Annotated in this window: 12 protein-coding genes; 7 read left to right on the top strand and 5 right to left on the bottom strand. The window is 47.1% G+C overall.

Annotated elements, in window-relative coordinates; translation table 11 throughout:
• Window positions 1–249: 249 nt before the first annotated feature.
• Both QUB64_RS23700 and QUB64_RS23695 read right to left on the bottom strand, forming a co-directional pair.
• The gene (locus QUB64_RS23700; protein ID WP_333266560.1) at window positions 250–1,563 is read right to left on the bottom strand and encodes a dihydroorotase; all 1,314 of its coding nucleotides are present in this window, start codon (window positions 1,561–1,563) and stop codon (window positions 250–252) included.
• Between the two features lie 471 nt (window positions 1,564–2,034).
• Window positions 2,035–3,396 (bottom strand): histidine phosphatase family protein, encoded by a 1,362-nt coding sequence (locus QUB64_RS23695; protein ID WP_333266558.1) that lies wholly within the window; start codon window positions 3,394–3,396, stop codon window positions 2,035–2,037.
• Window positions 3,397–3,847: 451 nt separating this feature from the next.
• On the opposite strand from QUB64_RS23695, the gene QUB64_RS23690 reads away from it, so the two are divergent.
• The 6 genes from QUB64_RS23690 to QUB64_RS23665 all read left to right on the top strand — a co-directional run bounded on the left by QUB64_RS23690 (window position 3,848) and on the right by QUB64_RS23665 (window position 11,727).
• The gene (locus tag QUB64_RS23690) at window positions 3,848–5,440 is read left to right on the top strand and encodes a CPBP family glutamic-type intramembrane protease (RefSeq protein ID WP_333266556.1); all 1,593 of its coding nucleotides are present in this window, start codon (window positions 3,848–3,850) and stop codon (window positions 5,438–5,440) included.
• Between the two features lie 243 nt (window positions 5,441–5,683).
• A complete protein-coding gene (locus QUB64_RS23685) occupies window positions 5,684–5,896 on the top strand; it encodes a hypothetical protein (protein ID WP_333266554.1) in 213 nt (70 codons plus the stop codon).
• Window positions 5,897–5,980: 84 nt separating this feature from the next.
• A complete protein-coding gene (locus tag QUB64_RS23680) occupies window positions 5,981–6,328 on the top strand; it encodes an NINE protein (RefSeq protein WP_333266551.1) in 348 nt (115 codons plus the stop codon).
• A 278-nt stretch (window positions 6,329–6,606) separates the two neighbouring features.
• Window positions 6,607–7,311, top strand: coding sequence for a helix-hairpin-helix domain-containing protein (locus tag QUB64_RS23675; protein WP_333266549.1), 705 nt, complete (start codon window positions 6,607–6,609; stop codon window positions 7,309–7,311).
• Window positions 7,312–7,862: 551 nt separating this feature from the next.
• The gene (gene chlG / locus QUB64_RS23670; RefSeq protein ID WP_333266547.1) at window positions 7,863–8,873 is read left to right on the top strand and encodes a chlorophyll synthase ChlG; all 1,011 of its coding nucleotides are present in this window, start codon (window positions 7,863–7,865) and stop codon (window positions 8,871–8,873) included.
• 157 nt (window positions 8,874–9,030) lie between these two features.
• Window positions 9,031–11,727, top strand: coding sequence for a transglycosylase domain-containing protein (locus QUB64_RS23665; protein WP_333394232.1), 2,697 nt, complete (start codon window positions 9,031–9,033; stop codon window positions 11,725–11,727).
• Between the two features lie 74 nt (window positions 11,728–11,801).
• On the opposite strand, the gene rsmB is transcribed toward QUB64_RS23665, so the two are convergent.
• Window positions 11,802–13,385 (bottom strand): 16S rRNA (cytosine(967)-C(5))-methyltransferase RsmB, encoded by a 1,584-nt coding sequence (rsmB, locus tag QUB64_RS23660; RefSeq protein ID WP_333266545.1) that lies wholly within the window; start codon window positions 13,383–13,385, stop codon window positions 11,802–11,804.
• A 160-nt stretch (window positions 13,386–13,545) separates the two neighbouring features.
• Between rsmB and QUB64_RS23655 the strand changes: the two genes are divergently transcribed.
• Window positions 13,546–14,280, top strand: a complete 735-nt coding sequence (locus tag QUB64_RS23655; RefSeq protein WP_333266911.1) for a Uma2 family endonuclease — start codon at window positions 13,546–13,548, stop codon at window positions 14,278–14,280.
• Window positions 14,281–14,591: 311 nt separating this feature from the next.
• Here the strand turns inward: QUB64_RS23655 and QUB64_RS23650 are convergent, their stop codons facing one another.
• Window positions 14,592–15,287 (bottom strand): Uma2 family endonuclease, encoded by a 696-nt coding sequence (locus QUB64_RS23650; protein WP_333266543.1) that lies wholly within the window; start codon window positions 15,285–15,287, stop codon window positions 14,592–14,594.
• Window positions 15,288–15,502: 215 nt separating this feature from the next.
• Window positions 15,503–16,700, bottom strand: a 1,198-nt coding sequence (locus tag QUB64_RS23645; protein WP_333394229.1) for a tetratricopeptide repeat protein, incomplete at its 5' end; no start/stop codon positions are given.

Raw genomic sequence — 16,700 nt, 5'->3', positions numbered from 1 at the left:
GGCTCTTCCTGGTAACAAGCAATTATCTTTGATTTGCATAACCGCCGCCGGACTTAGCTTGGGCCGTTTCCCTACAAAGGAGATCCTCTAATTTCGGTAGTAAGTAGTTAAACAGAATTAATTACACAATGTCCGCAGCGAAGGTCGCGAAGCGTAATGAAGCAATCGCTTGGGTTGGGATTGCGTTCCCACAGCAATGACTGTAAATATTTTTGTCCAACTACTTAGCAATATTTTTGATACTTGGTATTAAACCCAAGTTTGTAGAACTTTTCCTGCTATTTGCTGTCCCAACCAAGGCGTGTTTGCCGATCGCGACTTCAGACTATGCCCCTCAACAGTCCAAGTCACGAGCGGGTCGAACAAAATCAGCTCAGCAGAGGCTCCTGGCGCCACCGTAGCGGGGGTTTGTCCGAGACAAACGGCGGGGCCCGTGCTTAAAACTCGCCACAGTTCCAAAGCCGAAAATTCGCCAGTTTCCACCAGTCCGTGCCACAGCAAAGGTAAGGCTAATTCTAGCCCGATCGCCCCAGGGGGACTATCAGCAAAAGCCACGGTTTTTTCCTCGTAGGTACGAGGATTGTGGTCGATCGCGATCGCATCAATTACCCCATCTTTCACAGCTTGAATTAAGGCTAATTGGTCGATCGGATTGCCTAACGGCGGTTCGAGGTGTAAATTCGGATCGTAGGCGAAGGAAGCCGTCAGAGCATTTTTCCCGTCTCCGCCATCTTTGGTATTTCCTGAAATTGCGCCGACATTCAACAGCAAGTGCATCCAAGTTACACTCGCAGTCACGGGCAAACCCCGCGCCTTGGCATCCCGAATCAATTCCACGCTGCGGGCGGTGGAAACGCGCATGATGTGTACGGGAGTGCCTCCAGATGCGACTAACTCTAGGATTGTCGCCAAAGCCGATGTTTCGGCACTTGCGGGAATTCCCGGTAAACCCAAGCGCACCGATACGGAACCCTCCCGCGCTGCGCCATTTCCTGCTAAAGTTCGATCGCACGGCCACAAAGCCACAGACTTATTCAAAGGCTGGATATACTCAAGCAAACGCCTCACCAGAGCCGGATTAGATAGCGACAAACCGTCCGCAAACCCTACTATTGGAGAGGAGGCCAGCTCCCCCAACTCGGCCATCTGCTGACCTTTAACGCCCGCTGTCAGCGCGCCCCAAAAATACAAGCGGGGTAGGGAGGGCGACAAATTGCGGATGTGTTGTTGCAACAAGGCTAAACTGGCCAAGTTATCCACTGGTGGGGATGTATCGGGCAAAATTGCCACTCGCGTAAAACCGCCAGCCGCCGCAGCCTGCATTAAGGATTCTAGGGTTTCTCGTTCCTCAAAACCTGGTTCTCCGCTATGACTGTAGATATCGGCTAATCCTGGCCCTAAAATTAAGCCTCGGCAATCTCGGACTTCTGTGTCGGCGGGAATTTCGGTGATGTTTTCTTGGATTGCTGCGATCTGATTTTCTGTGATTAGAATATCAGTGGTGCGATCGATCTTTGAAATTGGATCGATTACTCTTATGTTTTGTAGCAGTTCGCGGATCATAAAGAAGGAAGTTCGGCAACGGATTTTTTAACGGATTTAACGGATGTCACGGATGGATGGATGGATGGAGGATGGAACCGCGAAGACGCGAAGTACGCGAAGGAAGAGGGGGGAAGGAAGAGGAATAAAAGCAATGGTTTAAGCAGTTAACAATGCTTGGTGGTTGCTATTAAAATTCAGACTTTTGTCCGGCGAAGCGTGGCGGAGGGTATTGGTATTCGTGTTAACTTAAGCTTTAAACGTGCTATCAATCTACTGTTTGATAATTAGGCCTTCGATCCCCCCGAATTCTTGCCCCCTACTCCCCCCGATCGAAGGGGGGAACCGGAAGCACTCTTGCAGCCCCCGGATAGTCGGAGGACTTTGATAAGGCTCTTGTCCCCCCTTTCGATCGGGGGGTTAGGGGGGATCGAGACTACGCTAACAGCGAGATTTATCAAGGATTTTAGACTTAAGTTAACACCTCAAAAGTTACAGTGCTCCGGCTGCTGTTTGGTCGAAAATGCTGCCGCTTAAATGAGTTGTGATATTCATCGCTTGCAGTACGGGTAAACCGTCGGGGCCGTGGGGATAATCAATCACGCTAACGGCTCCGTTTCCTTGTTTGAATTTCCAGAAATGCTCTGGTTCTAAATTGAATAGGTGGCAGAGTAGGGCTTTGTTGACGGCATCGTGGGCAACGACAATCCCTGTACCAGATACTGATTGTACAATTTCTCGCCACGCTGCGATCGCCCGACTCCAAACTTGCTCTAAATTTTCTCCTTCGGGCATTTGCACGTTTTCAGGGGATGTTTTCCATTCTTCGAGCAAACCTGGATAGGATGCTTCTATTTCTGATTCAAATTTTCCTTCCCATAGTCCGTGGCTGATTTCTCTCAATTCGTCGCGGAGTTCTAGTTGCAAGTCGCCGTGATGTTTGAGAATAATTTCGGCTGTTTCTTTCGGGCGCAGCATGGAACTGCTGATGGCAAAATCTAATTTTACATCTTTGAGAAATTCTGCGGCTTGCCGAGCTTGTTCGCGGCCGTTATCGTTGAGTGGTACGTCTATTTGTCCTTGAAATTTACCTGCTCTGTTCCAGTCTGTTTCGCCGTGACGCACCAGCAACAAGCGCGGGCCTCGGTGTCCGTCCCTCGGTTTGGGGAAGATTTCTCCGGTATGGGCGGTTAAATTTAAGGATTCTAATTGAACTGCAATTTTTTGTTTTGGCTCTGTTTGGTCATCGGTAGCAATAGGGGAATTTCCCAAGTTGATGACGCTAATTCCGCAATTTGACTGTTGAATTGATTGATAGTAATCTGGGGCAATTTCTGAGGCTGTGGCGATGAGCGCGCGGTTGATTCCGTTGTGACCTACTACTAGAATTGTACCTGAACTGTGTTCGGATAAGATCTCTTGCCAAAATTTGCGGGCGCTAGCAAAAACGGCTAGTACCGGAAAGTGTTCTATTTCTCCTTCGGCTGAAGGTAGTTTCATGGAAAATTTGTCTGGATGTTGTTGCCATTGCTGATATGCTTCGGGGAATTGGTCGATCGCATCTTGGCGCAGCATTCCTTCCCACAATGGCAAATCGATTTCCATCAATTTATCAGTTGGTTGGAGTTTTGGCGGATTTGTCAAGCGCGACAGGATGATTTCTGCTGTTTCTTTGGCTCGTTGCAGGGGACTGGTGTAGGCGGCATCAAAGGCGATGCTGCTGAGCGTGTCGCCTACTTGAAGGGCGCCGGCGCGGCCTGCTTCTGTCAAAACTGATTTATCGAGGCGCCCTTGGATGCGACGCTCTTGATTGTATGTGCTTTTGCCGTGACGGACTAAGATGATGCGGGTCATTCGATTTTAGATTTTAGATTTTAGATTTTAGATTTAGCCTGTTACTGAGTCGAAGGGTGCGCGGTGCACACCTGATCTCGTTGAAAAATCTCGCTTTTAGCTTAGCCTCGATCCCCCTAAATCCCCCGAATCGTTGCGGGGACTTTGAGCAGACTCTTGCCTCCCCCTTCGATCGGGGAGTAGCGGTTGACTTCGATCGGACTCTTGTCCCCCCCTTCAGAAGGGGGGCTAGGGGGGATCGGGGCTTAGTTGTCAAACTGTAGAGCGATCCTACGTTTGAACTAGCTCTTCACACCAGATGCGTACCTTACCCAGTCGAAGGGTGCGGCGCCATTCAAAAAGATGAGCCAGTGAAATTTTACCAGTTGAGGGGATACTCTCGACTGCAACGACCTATGATTAAAGACGGGAAAGACTTAGCCACGGATTTGCGCGGGACGGAAAAGCAGGAATGACACTGAAGCGGATAATTTTAGGTATTTTAACGGCGATCGCGATCGCCCTGGTCGGTTTATCTTTACTTGCTAGTTGGAATGAGCCGCAAATTCAAAGCCGGCTGGAACTCTATCAGACAAATTTGCTGCTTCACGCGCTAGAGTGGCTAGGAGAAAATAATCAGAGTGCTAATTTAAGTTCGGCGCGCAACAATATTATCGGTTCAGATCCTTTAAATACGGCTTTGGCGCAGTATCAAGAAGCGCGAGATTCGACTCAAAAAACTCTCGAAACAACTCAAGCACAATTTAAACAAATTCCGCCGACTCTCGTCTCAAAGTCGGAAAATTATGCTCTCAAATCTGCACAACAAAAGGCTGTGCAAGAGTTGGTCAACCAACAGTCAGCTCTGCTAAACGAACTTGAATTGCGCCTCGGAATTTTGCAGGCAACCAGCGGCAAAACTAAGGAGGCGTTCCAAATTTGGCAAGGTTTAGTTGCGCGGAACAAAACCGAAAGTGATACCGATCCTTCCGTGGCAACTGCTCAGGTTTTGACGGGAATTTGGAGCAATCCGCCTCAACTTTTCCCGGATGCCGAGCCTCGCATTCAAAAATATTTGGACGGCTGGTTTCGCTATCGCGCTCTCACTCAACTTTACAAGCTGCAAGAACGTTCTAAGGAGCTGGTGGCGCTGCAAGCAGCAGAGCAAGTAACGGCTGAGCAAGCTGTAGAAAAGTTGGCAATTATTGTTGGTGTTCCGGCGATCGGACTTTGTATCGGTACGGTTTTACTGGTTGGTTTGAGCGTGCAGTGGCTGTTGCAGCGCCAGCAGTTAGATAAGGCAGGTTCCGGGCCGCTGTTGGCGCGCAATGCCAGCTTGACTTGGGATGTGCCTTGGGACGGGGAGATTGTTTGGCAGGTGCTGGTTGTTGGGTTTTTCTTTGTCGGGCAAATCTTGATTCCCTATTTCTTGCTGCCAGTTTCTCTGGCTGTTCTCAAACTGAATCCTGCTATTTTCGACGCCCGCGAAAAGGCTTTTTATATCTTTGCTACTTATTTGTTGCTGTCGGCTGGCGGGCTTTCGGTACTGTATTTTTCTGTGAAGTCTTATTTGCCTTTTCCTGATGGTTGGTTTCGGATTGATTGGCGGGGAAGTTGGTTTTTGTGGGGGTTGGGCGGCTATTTTGTGGCTTTGCCTTTGGTGGTTGTGGTGTCGCTGATCAATCAGCAATTTTGGCAGGGACAAGGGGGCAGCAATCAGATTTTGCCGATCGTTCTTGAAGGTAGGGACAACGTGGCTCTGGCGGTGTTTTTCGGCACTGCTGCGATCGCCGCTCCGGTTTTTGAGGAAATCGTGTTTCGGGGCTTTCTGCTGCCTTCTCTGACTCGCTATTTGCCTGTTTGGGGGGCGATCGCAGCTTCGGCTTTCTTGTTTGCTGTGGCTCACTTGAGTGTCTCTGAGATTCTGCCTTTGGCGACTTTGGGTGCGGTGTTGGGGTTTGTGTACACGCGATCGCGCAATCTCCTCGCTCCCATGCTTCTCCACAGTCTTTGGAATAGCGGAACTCTCTTGAGTCTGTTTCTTTTGGGCGGCGGCGCCAGTTAATGCGGGCGGTTGTGAATAATTGTGAATTAACCGGGTTTTTGTGACATCTATCGGCACTGCCTGCTGAGGTTGAATTTCGCGATCGCCCGGCCGCTTACTTTAACGGAAAAACTTGCTTTAAGATGGAAGTAATATCTTGTCCGCTGATGAATGCAAGACTGGCCCGGGATCTCGCACCCAAGCGAACTTGACCATCCGGCTAATTTGTATGTTAGTTTTAAGTGAAGATGAGGTTTCAACCCCATGAGCAATTTCAACAGCCGCAAGTTAGAGCGAGCAACGAGTTGGATGCGTTTCGCACCCTACGCAGCCCTAGGCGCTTTAATATTTTCTCTGAATGCAAGTAGCGAACTCGATTATTTCTGGAGAGGTTACTTTGTCATTCTACAGGCTCAAGCCGGTATAGTTATGCTCTATTTTGCGATGTCTATGTTTCGCAAAAAACCAAGTAAATGAGTAAAAATTAGTAAGATTGCTTGCCTCGATCGCATTCGTTGTCGATCGCACAAGTTAAAGTAAAAAAACTGGGGAAAGGGAAAAATGGTAAAAGATAAAACCGTAGCAGTTGTGTTAGCTTTTTTTATCGGAGGTTTCGGAGGTCACAAATTTTATTTGGGCAACAATTTAGCAGGAGTATTGTATTTGCTCTTTTCCTGGACGTTAATTCCGTCACTCTTCGCATTTTTTGATTTTCTAGGTCTGCTGCTGATGTCGGAACCAGCTTTTAATGCACAGTACAATGCCGGAATGTTGCAGTCTGGGTACGCGATCAGAGGGGCAAAAGATGTGACTGGGGCGATCGCAGATTTGAAAGGACTTTACGATATGGGCGCAATTACAGCCGAAGAATATGAAGAAAAACGCCAAAAACTGCTGCGGGAATTGTAAGTTATTGGGCATGGGGCATGGGGCATGGGGCATGGGGCATCGATCATTAGTCATTAGTCATTAGTCATTAGTCATCAGCAAGAAGGAAGAAGGAAGAAGGAAGAAGAGAATTCAGGCTTGACAGGATTTACGCACAAATTCTTATATGTAGTAGGGTTCGCCCCTCAGCACCTTACCCCTATCAGTAGCGTGTCAAACCACTTTTTGCATAAGTCATGTATGAAAAAGGTGAGATTTAAATAAGAGTCAAATAACAGTCGATAGAGGATAGAACTAAAGTGTCTCAAGAGTTATACTGGCTGCGTCAAACTCCCAACTGGGTGTGGTATTCTTTTATTCCCTACTTTGGCGGATTGGCGATCGCCTATGCAGGCCAAAAAACAAATATTCGCAGTTGGATGGGATGGGGTGTTGGCATTACTTTAGCAGCACTAGCCCTATCTTCTTCAGCTAATTTCGGCACCCTCGTTTGGATCGCTCAAATTGTCACAGCCTTTTCTTTGAAAAAGCGCTATCTGATCAAAACCGCACCCAGAGGCTTGCTGGTTCCTGCAACTGCGACAAATGCCGAAGAATTAGCCAACGTGCGCGGCAAAATAGATATTAACGAGTGCACCAAAGATGATATGGTCAGAATCTTGGGTTTGCCGATCGTCTACGCTAACGATATTGAATCTTTGCAAAACGAAGGCTACCTTTTTACCCACGCCGAAGAGTTATCAGAAATCGCCGGAGTACCCGAAAGTCACGTCAGACGCATCGCCCCGATGATTTGCTTCAGCTACAATTATCAAAAAGAATCCCAGTTTACTTGGAAACGGTTAAATATTCTTTCACCGGAAGAGTTGATCCAAAGTGGTTTAGATCGGGTTGTGGCTGAAACCATAGTTAGAGAAAGGCAGATCAAAGGCGCATACAAATCAGTTGTTGATGTCAAGCGGCGGACTGGACTGCCTTTTGATTCATACCGCCATATTTGTTAGTTGGCAGTTTTCCTATATAGCTAGTCGTAGGGTGTGTCGCTATCCACCATTTTTCTGAAAAACAGACAATCTAACAGGGATCCGCACCTCGGACATTTAATGAACCTAGAATCGTAGGGTGTGTCGCTATCGAGCATCTTTAAAAAAACCGACAATCTCAATAGCGACACACCTCGGATCTTCAATGAACCTATCAGTGTCTAAGGTGCGGATCCATGAGATTTGCAATTAAATGCGAGAGATTAAAAATGGCGACACACCCTACTAAGACTGTCCCAGGTCAACTGTCAACTGCTATAAATGCACCCGCTAGCTAACATCTCCAACCACAGGCGGGTTCAGCTAAATTATTAAAAAAACTATTGATCCTCTTGACATTTACACAAAACAATGATATTAAATAATTTCGGTAAAACCCGTATTTTTCTCTAGGATCAACTCCAATCCGGGTAAGTTTTCAAGACGGTGCCTTAAATATCAGTGGTATCCTATCAGAATTATTATTGAAACGGAAAACGACACAATAGTAGCAGTACCACTAAAATTCAATTATGTCTGACTCTCCTCCATCCCAAATCACCCCAGAACCCTCGCCGGAAACCGCTGCTATCGAAAACCGCAGTGCCAAAACTCGGCAAATGTTGGGCATGAAAGGGGCTGCTAGCGGGGAAACTTCCATTTGGAAGATTCGCTTGCAACTGATGAAACCGATTACCTGGATTCCCCTGATGTGGGGCGTGGTGTGCGGGGCGGCTTCTTCGGGAAACTATGTTTGGAATTTAGAGAATTTTGCGATCGCCTCCGCTTGTATGTTGATGTCAGGGCCTTTGCTGGCTGGGTACACTCAAACTTTAAACGATTTTTACGATCGCGACATCGACGCCATTAACGAGCCCTACCGTCCGATTCCCTCGGGTATCATTTCGATTCCCCAAGTAGTAACGCAAATTTTGGTATTATTAGCCGCAGGCATTGCGGTGGCCTATGCTCTAGACTTGTGGGCGGGTCATGAATTCCCCATCATGACTGTTTTGACTCTCGGCGGCGCATTTTTAGCTTACATCTACTCCGCGCCACCGCTGAAACTCAAGCAGAATGGCTGGTTGGGAAATTATGCCCTAGGTGCTAGCTATATTGCCCTGCCTTGGTGGGCAGGTCAAGCTTTGTTTGGTACACTAGATCCCACGATTATGGTTTTGACCCTGTTTTACAGTTTGGCAGGGCTGGGAATTGCGATCGTTAATGATTTCAAAAGTGTCGAGGGCGATCGCCAATTAGGGTTAAAATCTTTGCCAGTGATGTTTGGCATCGGCACCGCAGCCTGGATTTGCGTGTTGATGATCGACATATTTCAAGCAGGCATTGCAGGCTACCTGATCAGCATTCACCAAAACCTTTACGCTGTCATTCTCCTGCTGCTGATCGTTCCCCAAATCACTTTTCAGGATATGTACTTTTTGCGCAATCCCCTGGAAAATGATGTTAAATATCAGGCAAGTGCTCAGCCTTTCCTGGTGTTGGGTATGCTGGTAGCGGGTTTGGCACTGGGCCATGCTGGTTGAGAATAATTTTGAGTGGTCAATTTTGAGTTAAATAGTTTTTAAATCAAAATAAAGAACTCAAGACTCTGCACAGTTTTCTTGAATAAAAAATGTCAAGTTAAAAATTAAAAATTGAAGAAGGCTAGCTTTTTTAATTTTTAATTTTTAATCTGACTTGATGAGCTTTGAAGGTCTGAACGTGGCAGAATTTTTCTCAAATATCAAGGATAAATTGAGCAAAGTCACTAAGGGAGTAGGCGGTAATTCCGATCGAGAATCGCCAAATGCTGCCCATAGCACCGGGCTAAACTCGCCGCCATCTCCGGCTCAATTGTCTGCACGGACAACGGATGTGCGATCGGAGTATGTGGTATCAGAAGATGCTGCACCTCCAGAAGACTCAGAATTAGCATCGGAATATTTAGACTCAAAACACGATCAATATCCAATAGTCAAGCGCGATTGGGAAGGGTTGAAGCGCTTGATCGCTTGGTTGGAAATTGAACCTCAAGTTACCAGTTGGCAAGCAAAAGGAAAGGAGTTGTTGCGACCGGGATTGAGTGTGCTGGGGAATAAATTACCCGAAAAATCGGATAATATTGTAGTGCCGTCCAAGAGCGCACCGCAAAATACCGAACTGCAAATAAATACCGAACTACAGGAAATTAACGCGCCGCAAAATACCGAACTGCAAATAAATACCGAACTACAGGAAATTAGCGCGCCGCAAAATACCGAACTGCAAATAAATACCGAACTACAGGAAATTAGCGCGCCGCCGGAAGATAGCGCACCGCAGGAAGATAGCGCACCGCAGGAAAAGACTAAAAAACGGCTCTCCCGCCGCCCTAGATTTTGGATAGGTTTAGGTGTTCTCAGTATAGGGAGTGGCGCTTTAATATACGGTTTGTGGGTTTTATACACCTTAGACAAAGCTTTACCGGATGTTAACGATTTGTCGGCTTTTAACCGTGATGGAACGCTGACAATTAAGGCGGCAGACAATACGATTTTGTTGCAGTCGGGGCCGGCAACTAGAGATAAGCTGAAACTTAAGGAAATTCCCGATTTGTTGGTGAAAGCTTTTATTTCCATAGAAGACCGCCGTTTTTACGAACATCGCGGGGTGGATTATCAAGGTATTGTGCGATCGATCGGTTCTAATCTGCTCGCGAGAGATTTAGTGCAGGGGGGCAGCACAATTACGCAACAATTGGCTCGCGTCGTTTTTCTCAATCAAGAAAGAAGTATTAAGCGGAAGGTTCGGGAGGCTCTTTTAGCTCAGAAAATAGAGCGGGAGTTGACTAAAGAACAAGTTTTAGAACGGTATTTAAATCTGGTTTATTTGGGTTCAGATGCTTACGGGGTGGCGGATGCGGCTTGGGTTTTCTTTAGCAAACCAGTCGATAAATTAACTTTAGCAGAGATGGCAACTTTGGCGGGTTTGCCGCCGGCACCGAGCGAATATTCGCCTCTGGTGAATCCGAATCTTGCTAAACAACGCCGCAATACTGTGCTGCAACAAATGCAGGAAGCGAAGGTAATTACAGAAGCCCAGGCGAAGGAGGCGATGGCAGAACCTATTAGGGTTAAACAAAGTTCGCCGAAACGATTTAAAGTAGTCGCGCCTTATTTTGCTAGTTACATTCGCAAGGAATTGCCGCGCTATGTTTCTAAGGATGCTTTGGAATCTGGCGGTTTGACTGTCGAGACGACGGTGGATTTGAAGTGGCAGAAAATAGCGGAACAAGTTGTTAAAGATGCGATCGAGGTTGATGGCCGCCGTCAGGGTTTTGAACAGGCGGCTTTAGTTTCGATTGAAACAAAAACAGGAAAAGTTAAGGCGCTCGTCGGCGGCGGAAATTTTAAGGAAAGTCAGTTTAATCGGGCTACGCAGGCTTTGCGGCAGCCCGGATCGACTTTTAAGGGGTTGGTTTATGCGGCGGCTATGGGGGCGGGTTTTTCGCCTTACGACAGCTATGAAGATGCGCCAATTATTATCGACGGCTATCAACCGAATAATTACGGGAAAAAGTTTAGCGGTTGGCGATCGATCTCTGATGCTTTGAGGAGTTCGGTGAATGTGGTGGCTGTCAGGGTGTTGATGGATGTCGGCTTTGAACCGGCGATGAAATTAGCCCACGATATGGGAATAAAGTCTAAATTAAGTCCGATTTATTCCCTGGCTTTGGGCTCGTCTGAGGTGAATTTACTGGAGTTAACTAATGCTTACGGTACTTTAGCGTCGGAAGGTAATTTTATTGAAGCCCACGGAATTACTAAGGTGATTAATCAGCGAGGAGATGTGATTTATAAGGCTGATTTTAAACCGAAGCGGGTTTTGGATAAGGATAGTGCCGCGATTACTACTTGGATGTTGGAGGGTGTGGTGACTGGTGGTACGGGCGGGCCTGCTTCTTTAGCCGATCGCGCTGTAGCAGGTAAAACTGGCACTTCCGAAAAGGTGCGGGATTTGTGGTTTATCGGTTACATTCCGCAGGTAGTGACGGGTGTGTGGCTGGGGAATGATGACAATTATCCGACGGGGGGAACTAGCGGTACTGCTGCTTACAATTGGCGCGATTTTATGAGTCAAGCTGTGAAGGGAATGCCGGTTCAGGAATTTCCCAAGTTACCTGAGTTGGAGGGCCGCAAAGGCAGTATTAAGGCCAAACCGGTGGAGCCGAAGGAGATTATTCGAGGGATGATTGTGAATGAGGATGGTGCGATCGTACCTTACAATCCACATCCCGAACCCCGACATCGGGAACCGGTTTATCAAGAACCAGCTTACCAAGAACCTGCGTATCAAGAACCAGCTTATCAAGAACCAGCTTATCAAGAACCAGATCGTTATCAAGAACCGAGATATTAAACTCTTAAAGAAGACGGCGGTTGAAACCGCGTAAGCGTCAAACTTTCACCCGACGGGAGCGGGTTGAATTCTTCTTAATCTCGCTTGAGTTTCACCATAAAAAAGCCATCCATTTGATGCTTGTGCGGCCAAACTTTCACCCATCCTTCCGGTGAAGGCTGGACTGGTAAATCAATGGTTGGCGCTTCGATTTGCCAGTCAGGATTGCTATCTAAGAACGATCGCACAACCTGTTCATTTTCCAAAGGATGAATCGTGCAAGTTGCATAAACTAAAACGCCCCCGGACTTGACAAAAGTCGCGGCATTTGCTAGCAATTCCGATTGCAGTTGCGATTGTTCTTGAATATTTTCGGGAGTGTGTCGCCAGCGGGCGTCAGCGCGGCGGTGGAGAGTTCCGAGGCCGGAACAAGGTGCGTCTAATAATACTCTGTCTGCTAGGTTGATAAATTCTGGGAATTGGCGGCTGTCTCCGGTATGAATTTTAATCGATTTCATCTGGAGTCGGTCTGCATTTTCTTGCAGTTTTTTGAGCCTGCTAGCGGTTTTGTCGCAGGCGTAAATAGTGCCTGTATCCTGCATTAATTCAGCGCTGTGAGTGGTTTTCCCTCCGGGAGCAGCGCAGGCATCGATGATAATTTCTCCAGGCTGCGGATCGAGTAAATGGGTGACTAATTGAGCGCTGCTGTCTTGGATTGTCCACCAACCTTCGCGATATCCGGGGAGGTTTTGGATTGCGCCGGTACTGCCATTTAGTCTTAATGCTTGGGGTAAATGGGGGATTCTGCTAGTGGAGATGTTCTGGGCTTGGAAGGCTGCCTCAATTTGGGCGATCGAGCTTTTTAAGGGATTGATTCTCAGGTCAATTGTGGGAGATTGATTGAACCATTCACAGAGTTGTTCGGTTTCAGTTTCGCCTATTTGTTCGATCCACAATTCTACTAGCCAGTCGGGGAAGCTGTGCAAAATTCCAAGGCGTTCTATTCTATTTTCGGGTAATGTTAGGAAATTCAAACCCCCCCTAGCCCCCCCTTGGTAAGGGGGGGGATTGGATGTAGTTTCAGTCTCTGGTTGCTGAGGGGAATTAGGAACACTCTTAGCCCCCCCTTGGTAAGGGGGGGTTGGGGGGGTGAAAGTCTCAGGTTGCTGAGGGGAATTCAAACCCCCCCTAGCCCCCCCTTGGTAAGGGGGGGTTGGGGGGGTGAAAGTCTCAGGTTGCTGGGGGGAATTAGGAACACTCTTAGCCCCCCCTTGGTAAGGGGGGGTTGGGGGGGTTAAACGGATATATTGTCGCAGCAAGCCGTTGACAAAACTGCTGAGTCCTGACAATTTGTTTTCTTTTGCTAGTTGAACGGTGGTGTTGACGGCGGCGGAGGGGGGAATGTGGTTGAGATATTGGAGTTGATATAGGCCTAAATGTAGGATGGTGCGGAGATCCGGCGGTTGTTGGGAGGATTTCTTGGTGGCTAGTTTGTCGATGATAAAGTCGATCGATCGCATTCTTCTGACGCTACCGTACACTAACTCTGTGACTAAACGGCGATCGAGGTCGTTGAGTTGAGAGTTGCGGAAAGTGCGATCGAGGGCGGCGTCTGCAAATGCACCTCGGCGGTGGACTTCACGGAGTGCGAGAAAGGCTATTTGGCGGGGATTTTGCATGGCTGGTTGCTGATATGTCAAGTTATTATAGGTTGTCTGAGGAGTGAAAGCGTTGTTTTCACAAGATGAAATGAGGTTGATGTTAAGTGTATAATGTAAATAACTGCTTATTTATTTGACTATTTCGAGTTTTTCTAGCTGTATTAAAAGGTAATTTGTGATGACTCAAATATCGGTAAGAAGTACAAAAAATGTTGAGCTACCAACTCCGGCTGATGACGATGCGAGTATTCTGCCACTGGAAAATGGCGATCGGCTTTCACAACCTGAATTTCACGATCGCTATCTCGCCATGCCGCACGTCAAGAAAGCCGAATTAATTGAAGGAATTGTGTACATGACATCACCAGTACGTCACAGAAGCCACGGTAGGCCCCATGCTGCGATTACCGGATGGTTGTTGAATTACCAAGTGGCAACACCAGGGGTAGATTTAGGGATTGAAACTACTGTATTTTTAGATTTAGAAAATGAACCGCAGCCCGACGCTTTGCTGCGAATTGAGAATGGAGGAAATTCGCGAATTACTGATGATGATTACGTACAAGGTGCGCCGGAATTGATTGTAGAAATAGCTGCGAGTACAGCATCTAAGGATTTGCATGATAAGAAAAATGCTTATCGGCGAAATGGGGTGCAGGAGTATATGGTTTGGCAGATTAACAAACAACGTTTGCATTGGTTTAGGTTGGAAAAAGGCAAGTATGTTTCTCTCAAACCGGATGAGAATGGTACGATTCGCAGCATAGTTTTTCCGGGTTTGTGGTTGGCTGTAGCGGCTTTGTTGTCGGGAGATTTGGCACAGGTGATGTCGGTTTTGCAAGAGGGAATTAATGCGGCGGAACACGCGGAGTTTGTTGGGATTTTGTCGGGAGAGTCGGGAAAGGGCGATTGAAATCGCTAATTCATAAAAAATAAAAAAACATCCCAAAATCCTGTAGGGGCGGGTTCACCAACCATCTATAAAACCCACAAACAATCTCATAAACCCGCCCCATCCCCGCCATAATTTACATCAACATTTTACCAATAAATTCACGGTACATTTTTATGGTTGGTGGGCGGGGGCGGGTTTATGAGATTATTCATTTTTACCGTAAATGGTTGGCGAACCCGCCCCTACAAATTTTGTTTATAATATAACAACCTGTCCTAAAACGGACGGTTGCTATAAGACGGCAGTTTCAACCGCCGGGTCTTTTTTGTTCAGATTTCGTCGGGATTGATGTTCATTTCTCGCAATTTCTGCGAAAGGCGATCGGCTTTTTGTCGTTGTTCTTCCATTTGTTGCTGTGCTAATTCCATTTGTCGCTGTACAGATTCCTGTTGTCTTGACAACTCCACATAGGACAAAAACTTCTGTCCATCAGGCCGATAAATTTCCAAGTCTCCCGATGCAGTTTGAAAACGAATCTGCAAACGCGGACTCACCCAACCCTCTATTGATTCAATATACTTGAGTTCTTGGTCAGTTCGTAGCCAACCCATTAACTCATTATCTTCTGGATCGTAGACATAATATTCTTCTACTCCATAATCATCGTAGAAATGAAACAGCTTAAACAGTGCTCCCATTCGGTTGCCAGGGGAGATGATCTCAAAGACAACTTGCGGGGCGATATTGTCTTCCAGCCACTGTTGATAAGAACCTCTGTAACCTTTCGGTCTGCCAAACACTACCATCGTATCAGGTGCTTGGCGAGTTTTGTTATTGCCTTCGACTGGATACCACAGCAAGTCACCTGCTACAAAGACATTTTCGTTGTCTTTGTATAGGGCATCTATTCCGCCTTGAATCGTGACAATTAGTTCAAACTGTTTGGTATTGTCTGACATGGGTTTGCCGTCGCTGTCGGGATAGATGATTTCTGATGAGGTTTTAGTGGGAATTGTTGCCGTCATGGGGATGAGTCCTTTGCTAGTATCATCAATTTCTATTTTACGCCTATTTTGTAGGACAATACTGTTTAGATCTGACGGCGGTTGAAACCAGGTTTACACAAACGATGTCCGCCTCCGCGGACTGAAGAGAATGACGTATTTTAACTGTTCCATCTTCAACCCCTCTGAGCTCGGGTTTTGCTTGTATAGACGCGGTTTCAACCGCCGGGTCTTTCTTATTCTAGTTTTGGTAAAACCAACGGTTCTAATAAAGTGCGTTCTTCTATGGGAAGTTCTAGCAAAACTCGTCTGTCGCCCTTGGTTTCCTTGTAGCGGACAGCGGCATTCAGCAGGCGGATGGGAATTTGGAATTGTTCGTAGTTGCTGGTTTGTTCTTGCCACAATTCTAACCAAGTGCGGGCGGCTTTGTCGCTGACCATTTCTGACATTAGCGCGGGGATGTTTCGCACGATTCCCTGTCCTAATACTGAGAGATATTTGTGTTTTTCGTAAACTGCAATTAGGCTGGCGATGCGAGTCTGAGATATCGCTCGATCGAACGCGAACGCGAACAGGTTGCTGATAATTAACTCGGCATCTTCTGAAGCTGCTTCATTATCGGGTTCGAGGCGTTGGAATGCGTTGTCTAAGGCGGTGATACCTTCCTCCCAACGATTCAATCCGAGAATGGCAATGGCACGATTGAAGAAGACGGATGAATCTTTATCTCCAAGTGCGATCGCTTTATCGCAAGATATTAAAGCTTCTTCATAGCGGCCGAGATTATTCAGTACCAAGCCTCGATTAGCCCAAGCCCAGTCATAATTGGCATCAATTTCGAGCGCCCGATCGTAAGATACTAAGGCTTCATCATAGCGTTGGAGCTTGTTGAGTACATAGCCTCGACTAGCCCAAGCCCACCGATAATTGGCATCAATTTCGAGCGCCCGATCGAAAGATACTAAGGCTTCATCATAGCGTTCGAGGTTGTCAAGTACATTGCCTCGGAAAACCCAAGCCCACTGATAATTGGCATCAATTTCGAGCGCACGATCGAAGGATTTCAAGGCTTCTTCATAGCGTTTGAGGTCGTTGAGTACACGGCCTCGTTGAACCCAAGCCCACTGATCGTTGGCATCAAGTTCGATCGCCCGATCCGAAGATACTAAGGCTTCATCATAGCGTTTGAGGTTGTTGAGTACATTGAGTCGATTAAGCCAAGCCCCCGCATAATTGGCATCAAGTTCTAGCGCCTGATCTAAGGAAACTAAGGCTTCATCATAGCGTTTGAGGTTGTTGAGTACATTGCTTCGATTAACCCAAGCCCCCTGATAATTGGCATCAAGTTCTAGCGCCCGATCTAAGGAAACTAAGGCTTCATCATAGCGTTTGAGGTTGTTGAGTACATTGCTTCGATTAACCCAAGCCCCCTGA

It is taken from the genome of Microcoleus sp. Aus8_D2, from assembly GCF_036702665.1.
In the GTDB taxonomy this organism is placed as follows: Bacteria; Cyanobacteriota; Cyanobacteriia; order Cyanobacteriales; family Microcoleaceae; genus Microcoleus.
This window is presented reverse-complemented; position numbering and strand designations above follow the sequence as displayed.

Excerpts from the sequence above, each read along its gene's own strand:
- QUB64_RS23700 (WP_333266560.1), bottom strand. The coding sequence starts at position 1,563 with ATGATCCGCGAACTGCTACAAAACATAAGAGTAATCGATCCAATTTCA.
- QUB64_RS23695 (WP_333266558.1), bottom strand. The coding sequence starts at position 3,396 with ATGACCCGCATCATCTTAGTCCGTCACGGCAAAAGCACATACAATCAA.
- QUB64_RS23690 (WP_333266556.1), top strand. The coding sequence starts at position 3,848 with ATGACACTGAAGCGGATAATTTTAGGTATTTTAACGGCGATCGCGATC.
- QUB64_RS23685 (WP_333266554.1), top strand. The coding sequence starts at position 5,684 with ATGAGCAATTTCAACAGCCGCAAGTTAGAGCGAGCAACGAGTTGGATG.
- QUB64_RS23680 (WP_333266551.1), top strand. The coding sequence starts at position 5,981 with ATGGTAAAAGATAAAACCGTAGCAGTTGTGTTAGCTTTTTTTATCGGA.
- chlG (WP_333266547.1), top strand. The coding sequence starts at position 7,863 with ATGTCTGACTCTCCTCCATCCCAAATCACCCCAGAACCCTCGCCGGAA.
- QUB64_RS23665 (WP_333394232.1), top strand. The coding sequence starts at position 9,031 with ATGAGCTTTGAAGGTCTGAACGTGGCAGAATTTTTCTCAAATATCAAG.
- rsmB (WP_333266545.1), bottom strand. The coding sequence starts at position 13,385 with ATGCAAAATCCCCGCCAAATAGCCTTTCTCGCACTCCGTGAAGTCCAC.
- QUB64_RS23655 (WP_333266911.1), top strand. The coding sequence starts at position 13,546 with ATGACTCAAATATCGGTAAGAAGTACAAAAAATGTTGAGCTACCAACT.
- QUB64_RS23650 (WP_333266543.1), bottom strand. The coding sequence starts at position 15,287 with ATGACGGCAACAATTCCCACTAAAACCTCATCAGAAATCATCTATCCC.